The following is an 11708-nucleotide window of genomic DNA, read 5'->3' as shown; positions in this document are numbered from 1 at the left end:
TATTATACAATTTTGAAAAATACTCTATTTTAAAAAACAATTTTCGTTCTTGCCAAATCTGCGCCCCGACCTGAGTGGAGCTCTTTTTGTGCAGCGAAGCGGAACAAAAAAGCGGGAACGGAGGGCGGAAATAGGCGCCCCAGAAAATAATAAACACCTATTCGACGCAGTCAAATGTGCGCCCAAATAAAAATTAATCCAAAATATATTTCCAGAAACTCCAAAATTTTCGGGAGTCGGGGTAGTTTAAATCATTTTCCATGGCGTAGGCTTCCCGCTCGAAAGAGATGGATTTGTAGGCGAGAAAAGGGTCTTTTAATTTGAAGTACCAATAATAATATTCGATCACATACCAGAGATAAAAGAAAATCAACAACAGTTCTACTTGCTGTCGTAGGTGGATTTTCTCGTGATTGATCAGGGTTTCATTATGCAAGTCTTCCGGCCTTTTCAAAAGAATGAAAGGGAAAAGGGTAATCCCTGAAATTTTTGTATTTTTGAGAAGTCTTTGGCAAACCAGTATCATGAAACAAAGATATTAATTTCAGGAAATCTGATTTAACTTATGTACCAGAAAATCATCAAAGAACACGAAGACTTTTACTATAACGAACAGGGCTATAAAGTTTTCACAGAAGCCTACCACCTGAAACGCGGCTATTGCTGCAAAAGTGGTTGCAAACATTGTCCGTACGGTTATGATAAGAAGACGGATACTTTTGTGAAGGTTCCCAGACCGGAGACAAAAAAAGACTAAAAGATAATAGACGGATAGATGAGAGACTGATTATTAATGAGCAATAAGTAATTGGTAATGAACACTTTCCAATTCAAAATTTTTTAAATAAAATAAAAAAACATAAAGGTCATGAGCAAAAAATATTTCTTACTTTTATTGGCTTCTGCTACGTTGGGCTTGACTTCCTGTAGCCCTTTTCAGGTGAAATCTGATTATGCAGATACCGCGAATTTCAATATGTACAAAACGTATAAATTGCGTATTGACGATTTGAAATTGAATGATATTGATAAAGACCGCGTGCTGAACGAAGTCTCTAAACAATTGCAAATGAAAGGCATGAGCGTTTCTGACAATCCAGATTTGATTGTGAACGTGAAAGCGAATCATAAACAAATTCAGGATATTCAGTCTTCACGACCTTATGGAATGTACGGTTGGGGTGGTCCTTTTGGTTATGGGTTTGGAATGAACAGAACCTGGACTCAGAATTACACTCAAGGAGCGCTGATCGTAGATATGATTGATGCGAGAACGCAGAAGTTGGTGTGGCAAGGTGTCGGCAGTGGAATTTCTGTAGATTCTCCGAAGTCGAAACAGAAACAGATTCCGGAAATAGTGAGTGAGATTATGGCGAATTATCCGCCAAATAGAAATAAATAATTTTCTTTAAGATATTGAAAAGACTGATTGAGAAATCGGTCTTTTTTTGTTTTAAGTTTTAACCCCAAAGTCACAAAGGTTTCTTGCATTGTCTTTTTGACTCATGAGTTTTTTAGTGGAATGAGAAAGAGCACAAAAGGATTATCCCGCAGATTTCCCAGATGCAGCAGATTTATGAATCAGTGCAATCGGTGCTCAATGTAACAAACAAAGTATAAAAGGGATATTGGAATGATTGAAAAACATAAAAAGTTTTCTCTTTTTTAACACATGAGTCACATAAGTATTTTAGAAAAATGCAAGATCACATAAATTGTGCATGCTGTAATTTGCGGAGAGAATCTTAATTTTCTTAATGAAAAAAATCTACTGATTTTTCTTAATGAAAATAAAGACAAATAAAATCTTAATTTCTTAATGGTAAAAAATTAACAAAGTTTTTCACCATTAAGTAACAAAAAATTTTTGTAATGCTTTTTTAACACATGAGCCACATGAGTTTTTAAGGAAATGCAAGATTACATTAGTTTGGAGTCCTATAATTTCCGGCGGAAATTTTAATTTTCTTAAGTTCTTAATTCAATTCTTAATGGTGAAAATTCATGGTGATATTTAATTTATGAAATTTGTAAAACCATTTGTAACAGTAGTGTTAAAACAAAAAACCGCTCGAAAGCGGTTTTTAATTATTCAGAATTTCTAAGTATATACTTAAACCTTATTTTCCAATCACTTCTGTAATCGGATTTCCGATATTTCCACTTGGAAATTGGATGTGCAATAATGCAGAAATTGTTGGTGCGATGTCGGTCATGTTGTAATCTTTATTACTTTCGCCCGGCTTGATTCCCCAACCCATAAAAATTAAGGGAATATGAGAATCGTAGGAATTCCAAGAACCATGAGTGGTTCCTAGTTTAGAATAAGTTGGCAACCAGTTATCATGGTAGATTACTTGGATATCACCACTTCTCTGCCAGTTGTATCCGTTTACAATTCGGGTTCTGATCGGTTCTGGAATTGAAGCAGAACCTGCTTTCTTCATATCAACCGCAAACAATACCGATTTATCTTTGTTCAAGATATCGATCAAATATTGTTTTACTTGCTCGGCATCTAACTTATTATCAGCCATTAATTTGTCATCTAAATACACCTGATTATTGATTATTTTAGAAATTAATTTATCGACTTTAAATTGATTTTTCAACATTAGGTTAAATTCTTTATTGTCTTCACCATAAAAACCTGTAGGCATTTTATGCTCGTCCATAAATCCTTTTGCATGCGCACCACCGTGATCCGCAGAAAGGAAAACCGTGTATTGATCTTTCCCAACAGTTTGATCTAAATAATTGAAAAACTCTGCCAAGTCGCGATCTAATCTTAAGTATACATCCTGAACTTCAATTGAATTCGGTCCGAATTTATGTCCGGCATAATCGGTAGACGCCAAGTTAACAGCTAAGAAATCGGTGATAGCATCAGCTCCCAATTGCTCACCTTTGATTGCTGCCTCAGCAATTTTCAATGTTAAAGTATTTCCAAAAGGGGTTGATCGAATGTCTCCTTTTTTTGTCTGATATTCAGCTGCTAAATTACTATAAGGAAAAGTTGGTGTTTTTGAATTTCCCTGAAGTCCTTCCCAAGGAGAATTGTCTGGTGAACTTTCGGTATATTCAGCAATCGGAAGTAAAGTGTTCCAGCCATTTTTCACCAACTGCTCACCCATTTTTTGCTTGTTGAAATCATTAACCCATTTTGGTAATTCGTTCATATAATAAGAACTCGTTACAAAATTTCCAGTAGTATCATCAAACCAATAAGCTCCGGTTGGATTATGACCAGCAGGAAGAATCGACGCACGGTCTTTCAAAGAAACTCCGACTACTTTTGCCTTAAAATTAGTTGCCAATAAAAGTTCGTCAGAGATTGTTGTTGACCATAAATTTCTCGGTGAATGATTCCCCACTTTCGTACTGGTCGTCCCCACTGGTTTTACGCTATCATCTCCAGTACAGTATACATTTTGCCCGGTCGTTTTATCAAACCAGTCATTTCCAGAAATACCGTGAATCGCAGGAACAGAACCTGTATAAATTGTTGTGTGACCAATTGCAGTATAAGTTGGGATATAATTAATGTGAACATTATTGAGAGAATAACCTTGATTCAACAACCTTTTGAATCCATCATTTCCATATTTTTCATAGTAACGATAGAGATAATCCCAACGCATTTGATCTACAACTAATCCAACCACCAACTTTGGTCTATCAACTTGATTGGTTTTACTTTTCTGAGCATTGAATCCTAAACACATTACTGCCAAAAGAACAATACTTAACTTTTTCAACATATTTCGAAATTTACTTGTTATTATTTTTTAAAAAGTGAAACACAAATTTAAGGCAATTTTATTGGAGGCGAAAAGTATTCGCATACACTTTTGTTAACAACAAACATTCGAGAAAGAAATGGTGAATAATCGGCTTCTTTTTTAACAGAACTTCCTGAAGATTCATTTCATTTTTTTCCTGAACATTTAAAACACTCTTCAATTACACATTATGTAAAATGATTTATTGTTCAGTGAATAATTACTTAATAAAACACCATTTTGATACAGATATCACACATGTTTGACAAAACTCAATAAATATTGATTGAAAATCTCTAACTTAGATTACTGATTTTTTATAAAGCTTTTCAGTAAGTACTTTAAAATCAAAATACTTGGGAATATCGAATTTTAAAAATAATATCATTATGAATAGTATTGAATTAATCCCCGCCATTTTCCGACCAATCCAATTTGGTTCTTCTAAGAAAATTTTCATTCAAAAAAAATCCATATTCAGGCATACCTTGAGACAAAATCAATCAAAGTAAGATTGCACTAATCTCTTTTTCACAAAAAAAAACTAAAAACACCATGAACTACTCTATTACTTTAAAAAAAATTTATTCCTGTATTGCATTGGTCGGCATTATCGCTTCGGTGAATTTACAAGCTCAAACCATAAAGCCCAATGAAAAATTAAATCAGTTATTTGATAATTATTATACCGAAGGTTTAAAAGTAGATCCAATAAGCGCGACCTTTAATGGTGAAAATCAATACAACGATTTACTTCCGGCAACTGATGCAAAATATTTATCGGAAGTCCATCAATACAATGCGAAATATCTGGATCTTTTAAAGAAATTTGATATCAATTCTTTAAATGAACAGGATAAAATTTCTTATCAAATTTTAAAAAACAGACTTGAATCAACAATAAGTTCCGAGCGTTTTCATTGGGAATATATGCCGGTTGACCAATTTAATGGCTATCATCTGGCTTTTGCAATTTTGGGTTCAGGCAGTTCGGCGCAACCTTTTAAAACAACAAAAGATTATGATAACTGGTTGAAAAGATGTGAAGCTTTGCCAAACTATATCAATGTCTCGATTGAAAATATGCGGAAAGGTGTAAAAACAGGAACAGTTATTCCCAGATCAACGGCTCTAAAAGTAATTCCACAGTTGGAACAACTGAGCATCAAAGACAGCACTTCGGTATTTTATGGTCCGATAAGGAATTTCCCACCCAGTTTTTCACAAAAGGAAAAAGCTAAATATACGGTCGCTTACAAAAAAGTGATTGGCGAAGAGGTTCTTCCTGCTTATCAAAAACTACTCACCTATTTTGAAACTGAATATTTGCCGAAAACCAGAACAACTTCCGGAATAAACGCTTTACCAAACGGTACTGAAATGTATCTTGAACAGATTTATGAAAACACTTCTTCCCGCAAATCAGCAGAAGCAATTCATCAAATAGGTCTTTCAGAAGTAGCCAGAATTACGGGAGAAATGACTAAAATAAAAGACTCCATCGGTTTTAAAGGAAGCTTACCGGAATTGTTTACTTATATGAAAACAAACAAAAGGTTTATGCCTTTTAAAACGAAAGCCGAAGTATTGGCTTATTATCAAAATGTTTATAATACTATTAAACCAAAATTACCACAGTATTTTGGGGTCGCTCCCAAAACACCTTTTGAGATCAGGGAAACAGAATCTTTCCGGGCGGCGGCTGCAGCGCCACAATATTACCCCGGCGATTTAGCGACCAATCGTCCAGGTGTTTTTTATGTGCCCATTCTTGATCCTACGAAAGTCAATGAGACGGGTTGGGAAATGCAAAGTTTGTTTCTTCATGAAGCAATTCCGGGTCATCATTTTCAAATGAGTTTACAGGATGAAAATGAAACGCTTCCGAAATTTCGCCAAAAAGGTGGTGAAAATGCGTTCGTTGAAGGTTGGGCTTTATACTGCGAATCTTTAGGAAAAAAATTAGGAGTGCTGAAAGATCCTTATCATCAAATTGGTGCTTTGGGCTCTGAAATGCATCGCGCAATTCGTCTGGTCGTTGATACCGGAATTCACACCGGAGAAATGACAAGAGAACAGGCCATCAAATATATGATGGATCATGAAGCAATCTCCGAAGCCATGGCAACGCAAGAAATAGAACGCTATATGGTTTTTCCCGGACAAGCTTTAGGCTACAAAATGGGAGAATTAAAAATTATAGAATTACGAGATAAATACCAAAAACAATTGGGTGATAAATTCAGTCTCAGGGATTTTCATGATGCCATTTTAAACGGTGGTTCAATGCCTTTAGATGTTTTTGAAATGTATATGGATGATTGGGCAAAAACTGTAAAATAAAAAACAACACTATTTTTCAAAAATAAGAGAGTTAAACCGTTTGTTGATTTATTTCTTTCAAAGGGCTTCACCCTTTGCTATTGATAGCTCCACTTCGTGGCTTAGTTGAATTCTTTAATTATAATTTCAGATATTTTTACAAAAGGATTTCTAGCGCAATATTAATTCGTGCATTCGTGGCTTTTGTAATTTAGATGATGAGATAAAAAACCGCCAAAAATTTTTGCTATTGATTGCGCCACTTCGTGGCTTAGTTGAATTCTTTAATTAGAATTTCAAATATTTTTACCAAAAGATTTATCTAGCGCAAATTAATTCGTGCATTCGTAGCTTTTGTAATTTAGATGATGAGATAAAAAACCGTCAGAAATTTTAGCCGCGATGGAAGCGGCATCCCCCGAATCACGAAAGTGATGAGGGGATATAGCGGACAGCGGGACGGGTCTTCAAAGAAAAACCAATCTTGCTTGCTCCAAAAAAAAACGCACCTTCGAAAAGATGCGTTTCTATATTTAAAGGAAATTGAATTAGAATTTCAAATCTCCATTTTCAAAGGGCTTCACCCTTTGCTATTGATTTCTTTCAAAGGGCTTCACCCTTTGCTATTGATTGCGCCACTTCGTGGCTTGGTGGTAATCCTAGAATTTTAAATCTCCATTCACTTCTCTAACTGCTTGTGCAGCGGTAGCGAATTTTTCTTTTTCTGCGTCAGTTAAACTGATTTCAACGATTTTCTCAACTCCATTAGCTCCGATAATTGCAGGAACTCCCAGACAGATATCGCTTTGACCATATTCTCCGTCTAACATTAATGAACAAGGAATCATTTTTTTGTGGTCGCAAAGAATCGCCTGAACCATAACAGAAACTGCTGCACCTGGCGCGTACCAAGCTGAAGTTCCTAATAATTTAGTTAGGGTTGCTCCACCAACTTTGGTTTCTTCGGCAACGTAATTTTGCTTTTCTTCGTTTAAGAATTCAGTTACTGGAACTCCATTTCTGGTTGCTTTACTCATCAAAGGAAGCATTCCTGTATCACTGTGAGCAGCGATTACCATTCCGTCAACGTCAGAAATTGGACATTCTAAAGCTTCTGCCAATCTGTATTTGAAACGTGCAGAATCTAAAGCTCCACCCATTCCGATGATTTGATTTTTTGGTAAACCTGAAGTTTTGTGAACCAAGTAAGCCATGGTATCCATTGGGTTAGAAACCACGATGATGATTACGTCTGGTGAATGTTTTACCAAGTTTGCAGTAACGTCTTTTACGATTCCAGCGTTGATTCCGATCAATTCTTCACGGGTCATTCCTGGTTTTCTTGGGATTCCAGAAGTAATTACGGCCACTTTAGATCCTGCAGTTTTGCTGTAATCTCCAGTTGTTCCTGTAATTTTGGTATCGAATCCATTCAAAGAAGCAGTTTGCATTAAGTCCATTGCTTTACCTTCGGCAAAACCTTCTTTAATGTCAACTAAAACAACTTCTGCGGCGAAATCTTTCATCGCGATGTATTCTGCGCAACTTGCACCAACGGCTCCTGCTCCTACTACGGTAACTTTCATATCTTTTTATTTATTGATTTTTAAAGGTGATATGGAAACTTTCGTTTTCATATCAATTAGATTTAAATAGTCATTTATATAATGAAGCTCAAATTTACGAAATGTTAAAGTTTTGGGCAATTTTTGACCTTGGTAAAGTTTTACTAATTTTTTAAGATGCAGAAATTGATTCACTTTATAGATACAATTGTTATTTATTAACTTAGATCAAGTGTTTGGAAATCAATTAAGTCCTAAATTTGTTTTAAATTTAATAAAAAAATGGGGTTTGCTTCACATTTACACAAAGGCTATTCTAACCGAAAATATGACATTGATAAAAAGAAAATCGAAGATTTTATCGACCGCTTTTTCAGGTTTATATTTTTTCTGGAATATCAGCGTTGCTCAGAATTGAGCGATATTCAACTGCGGTTGGATCATTTTAAAAATGAGTTTAATGAAATCCTCTTTTCCGTCACTGATGAAAAGGAAAGTCCAGAGACAGAAGTTTTCTTCGAGAGCTTTTCAAAAATCTATGATTTATTAGAAAAAGATGCGCAGGCTATTTTCGAAAATGATCCTGCGGCAAAGAGTATTGAAGAAGTGATGTTTTCTTATCCGGGATTTTTCGCCATTTCAGTTTACCGATTTGCACATGAATTATATAAAAGCAATATTCCTTTAATCCCAAGAATCTGGACGGAATTTGCACACAGCAAAACGGGAATCGACATTAATCCTGGTGCGAAAATTGGTGCTAATTTCGTCATCGATCACGGAACAGGAATCGTTATTGGTGAAACGACGATTATTGGAAATAACGTAAAAATTTATCAGGGAGTTACTTTAGGAGCTCATTCAGTTACTAAAAATTTGCAGAATACCAAGCGACATCCAACGATTGAAAATCATGTGGTCATTTATGCGAATGCTACAATTTTGGGCGGAGATACGGTTATCGGAGAAAATGCATTGATTGGAGGGAACGTTTGGATTACCGAAAGTATTGCACCCAATTCAGTGGTGTTCCATAAAGGGCAAGTTACGGTAAAAAATAAATTCCCGGGAAACGAACCGATTATTTTTAGCATTTAATCAAAATTTATTTTAGATCATTCAACTATTTATAAACACAAATATTAACATTAAAACAACACTTATGAAACTGAATAATATATTAGAAGCAATCGGGAATACGCCGATCGTGAAAATTAATAAACTATTCCCAAACAACGTAGAGGTTTGGATGAAGTTAGAAAGACAAAATCCCGGCGGAAGTTTAAAAGATCGTATTGCTTTGGCAATGATTGAAAAAGCTGAACAGGAAGGAAAAATTAATAAGGACACTTTAATTATAGAACCCACTTCTGGAAATACAGGTGTTGGATTAGCGATGGTTTGTGCCGTAAAAGGTTACAAACTTGTTTTGGTAATGCCGGAAAGCATGAGCGTGGAAAGAAGAAAACTGATGAGTTCGTACGGAGCACAATTTGTTTTAACGCCAAAAGAAAAAGGAACTTCTGGTGCAATTGCGAAAGCTGTAGAAATGGCCAACGAGATTGAAAACTCTTGGATTCCTCAACAGTTTGAAAATCCTGCGAATCCAGAAATTCATGCAAAAACGACAGCGCAGGAAATCTTAAATGATTTCCCGGAAGGTTTTGATTACCTCATCACAGGCGTTGGAACGGGAGGTCACATCACAGGAGTTACTGAGGTTTTGAAACAGAAATTTCCAAATCTAAAAAGCTTTGCGGTGGAACCGAAAGATTCCCCGGTCATTTCTGGTGGCGCTCCGGGACCACATCCTTTACAGGGAATCGGTGCTGGGTTTGTACCGAAAGTTTTGAATACCGAAATTTTGGATGGTGTAATTGAAGTAGAAAAAGACGAAGCTTTTAATTTTACAAAAAGATTGGCGAGTGAAGAAGGAATATTAGCAGGAATTTCAACCGGAGCATCGTTGGCGGCAGTCAATAAAAAACTGGCAGAAATCCCAGCAGGTTCTAAAATCCTGACCTTTAATTATGATACCGGCGAAAGGTATTGGTCTGTGGAAGGTCTTTTTGAAGAGAATCTTTATAAGGGTTAAACTTTAAGCATTCTCACTGATAAAATATGGAAGCCGTCTCAAAATACAATTTGAGACGGTTTTTTTATTTTCATTTGTAAGGTGTTAAATTTTGATTATTTGTGATTTTTGCACATTAGGGCAAAAAGATGCTTTTGTTAAGCACTTTTCTTTCTTAGATTGTGTGCTAAAGCGTGTAATCCGAACTCTAATTCCACTTTTTCTATTCCGGTGTGCGTAAAACGCTTGAAGTTCCGGTTGGATTTGATATGTGCAAAGACAGGTTCGACATCGGCAGTCCGTTGTCTGCGTTTTATTTCACCTACTTCACTTAAGAGATTTTCCCGAACTCTGTCCTTATGCCGTTCTAAATTTTGGTTCCGTTCTATTATTCTGTTTCCCTGCGCTTTGTGGCAAGTCCCTCGCAGCGGACAACCATTGCAGTTTTGAGCCTGGTACAGTGAACTTGTCTGAGCATAACCGCTTTTGGTTTTTCGGTTTTTAGAATATATTTTGTTCATCGGTTGCCCCATCGGACAGATATACTGATCTTTCTCTTCGTTGTAATAAAGTTTATCGCGGTGAAAGTCTTCGTTGATTTTTTTTCTTTTCGATTTTAAAATACCCTGTTCCTTATCGAAGGTGTTGTATTTTACGAAGGTTTCTATATTTTTCTCTTCCAGAAAATCATAATTCTCTTCACTGCCATAGCCTGCGTCAGCAGTAAGTTCTTTCGGCAAAAACTGATAAAGTTCTTCAAAAGTATTGAGGTGTGGTTTAAGCGTATTTAAATCATTGGTGCTTTGGTGTAAAGTATAATGAATGACGAACTGCGATTCGGAACTTATCTGAACATTGTAAGCGGGTTTAAGTTGCCCATTCTGCATATGATCATCTTTCATGCGCATAAATGTGGCATCGGGATCGGTCTTACTGTAACTGCCACGTCCTGCCAAAACTTTTTCCTGCTGCTCGTACTTATCCAGGTTCTGAGAAAAATTCTTTTGAATGTATCTTAATTTTGCCTTTGCTTTAGTGGAAGCATTCGGATTTTTGCTGATGATCTCTTCTATTTCTTGGTGGTCTTCTCTATTTTATCTTTATCTATTGTTTTAAACTCCGGTGGTGTAGGATCGCTGTCTTCTTCATCAGCAATGCTTTGGGCATAGTTCCACATTTGCTCAAGTTGTTCTGCCATCTTTTCTTTTCTGGTTTTAATGGCATTACCCCAAACAAAGGTGTACCTCCCCGCAATAGACTCTATCTTGGTTCCATCGGTAAAAACTTCTTTCAAGCTAACGAGTCCTTCCTCTGATAATAACAGGACGACCTGTTTAAAAATATCTTTGAAAATAGTCTTGAGTTTCTTGCTCCGAAAACGTGCAATAGTGTTATGGTCTGCGACCTGTTGAGCGGACAACCACATAAAATTAATATTCTCCCGCATCGCTTTTTCGATCTTCCTGCTAGAATAAATATTATCCATATAAGCGTAAACCATTACCTTGAGCATCATCTTGGGATGAAAGCTTGGTTTGCCATCTTTACTATACTCTTCAATGAGCAATCTCAGATCAAGTTGCTCAATAATCCCATTAACGATCCGAACTGGATGACTTTCTGGAATCAACTCCTCGATTGATGGTGGAAATAACCAGTTTTGCTGTTGGTTATAATCTTTAAACTTAATATTCATATCATTGATTATCAATACTTAAAGATACAAAACAACCATAAAATAAACAATAATTTTCAAAACAAATCACAAAAAAACCGCCTCAGTTTTGAGACGGCTTCTTTTTATTTGAAATGAATTTTGATAGTTTGGGCAAGACCTCTATTTTAAGATCATCTAGTTCTTTAATAAAAAAAAAGATTTTGTCTTTTTGCAGATTTTAGTTTCAAAGTTTTTAAGCTTTTTAATGATTATTATATAGTCAAATTTCAGCAATAAAAATGAATTGT

At 35.8% G+C, this 11708-nt stretch carries 8 protein-coding genes and 1 pseudogene; 5 read left to right on the top strand and 4 right to left on the bottom strand.

The features are described from left to right. Positions 1-193 precede the first annotated feature (193 nt). Positions 194-526 carry a hypothetical protein gene (locus tag Q73A0000_RS15615; protein WP_193811845.1) on the bottom strand — a complete coding sequence of 111 codons (333 nt, stop codon included), beginning with the start codon at positions 524-526 and terminating at the stop codon, positions 194-196. Positions 527-565: 39 nt separating this feature from the next. Between Q73A0000_RS15615 and Q73A0000_RS15610 the strand changes: the two genes are divergently transcribed. Together Q73A0000_RS15610 and Q73A0000_RS15605 are read left to right on the top strand one after the other, a co-directional pair. Then, positions 566-757 (top strand): DUF5522 domain-containing protein, encoded by a 192-nt coding sequence (locus tag Q73A0000_RS15610; protein WP_193811844.1) that lies wholly within the window; start codon positions 566-568, stop codon positions 755-757. 111 nt (positions 758-868) lie between these two features. Then, positions 869-1402, top strand: a complete 534-nt coding sequence (locus tag Q73A0000_RS15605; RefSeq protein WP_193811843.1) for a DUF4136 domain-containing protein — start codon at positions 869-871, stop codon at positions 1400-1402. A 718-nt stretch (positions 1403-2120) separates the two neighbouring features. Here the strand turns inward: Q73A0000_RS15605 and pafA are convergent. Continuing rightward, positions 2121-3761: an alkaline phosphatase PafA gene (pafA, locus tag Q73A0000_RS15600; RefSeq protein WP_193811842.1), complete on the bottom strand. Its 1641-nt coding sequence runs from the start codon at positions 3759-3761 to the stop codon at positions 2121-2123. A gap of 576 nt (positions 3762-4337) precedes the next feature. Between pafA and Q73A0000_RS15595 the strand changes: the two genes are divergently transcribed. Further along, entirely contained in the window at positions 4338-6125 is a 1788-nt protein-coding gene (locus Q73A0000_RS15595) for a DUF885 domain-containing protein (protein WP_193811841.1), read from the top strand. 638 nt (positions 6126-6763) lie between these two features. On the opposite strand, the gene Q73A0000_RS15590 is transcribed toward Q73A0000_RS15595, so the two are convergent. Then, the gene (locus Q73A0000_RS15590; protein ID WP_193811840.1) at positions 6764-7690 is read right to left on the bottom strand and encodes a malate dehydrogenase; all 927 of its coding nucleotides are present in this window, start codon (positions 7688-7690) and stop codon (positions 6764-6766) included. Positions 7691-7951: 261 nt separating this feature from the next. Here Q73A0000_RS15590 and epsC point away from each other — a divergent pair, with 261 nt between their 5' ends. Continuing rightward, positions 7952-8767 (top strand): serine O-acetyltransferase EpsC, encoded by an 816-nt coding sequence (gene epsC / locus Q73A0000_RS15585; RefSeq protein ID WP_193811839.1) that lies wholly within the window; start codon positions 7952-7954, stop codon positions 8765-8767. 64 nt (positions 8768-8831) lie between these two features. Continuing rightward, positions 8832-9764, top strand: a complete 933-nt coding sequence (gene cysK / locus Q73A0000_RS15580) for a cysteine synthase A (RefSeq protein ID WP_193811838.1) — start codon at positions 8832-8834, stop codon at positions 9762-9764. Between the two features lie 137 nt (positions 9765-9901). On the opposite strand, the pseudogene Q73A0000_RS15575 reads toward cysK, so the two are convergent. Next, a pseudogene (locus tag Q73A0000_RS15575) lies at positions 9902-11448 on the bottom strand (IS1182 family transposase). Positions 11449-11708: the final 260 nt, after the last annotated feature.

Source organism: Kaistella flava (ex Peng et al. 2021) (genome assembly GCF_015191005.1).
GTDB classification, from domain to species: domain Bacteria; phylum Bacteroidota; class Bacteroidia; order Flavobacteriales; family Weeksellaceae; genus Kaistella; species Kaistella flava.
Note: the sequence above shows the minus strand (reverse complement) of the source record. Positions and strands in the feature narration are given on the sequence as shown.

Excerpts from the sequence above, each read along its gene's own strand:
- epsC (WP_193811839.1), top strand. The coding sequence starts at position 7,952 with ATGGGGTTTGCTTCACATTTACACAAAGGCTATTCTAACCGAAAATAT.
- Q73A0000_RS15590 (WP_193811840.1), bottom strand. The coding sequence starts at position 7,690 with ATGAAAGTTACCGTAGTAGGAGCAGGAGCCGTTGGTGCAAGTTGCGCA.
- Q73A0000_RS15615 (WP_193811845.1), bottom strand. The coding sequence starts at position 526 with ATGATACTGGTTTGCCAAAGACTTCTCAAAAATACAAAAATTTCAGGG.
- Q73A0000_RS15610 (WP_193811844.1), top strand. The coding sequence starts at position 566 with ATGTACCAGAAAATCATCAAAGAACACGAAGACTTTTACTATAACGAA.
- Q73A0000_RS15605 (WP_193811843.1), top strand. The coding sequence starts at position 869 with ATGAGCAAAAAATATTTCTTACTTTTATTGGCTTCTGCTACGTTGGGC.
- pafA (WP_193811842.1), bottom strand. The coding sequence starts at position 3,761 with ATGTTGAAAAAGTTAAGTATTGTTCTTTTGGCAGTAATGTGTTTAGGA.
- cysK (WP_193811838.1), top strand. The coding sequence starts at position 8,832 with ATGAAACTGAATAATATATTAGAAGCAATCGGGAATACGCCGATCGTG.
- Q73A0000_RS15595 (WP_193811841.1), top strand. The coding sequence starts at position 4,338 with ATGAACTACTCTATTACTTTAAAAAAAATTTATTCCTGTATTGCATTG.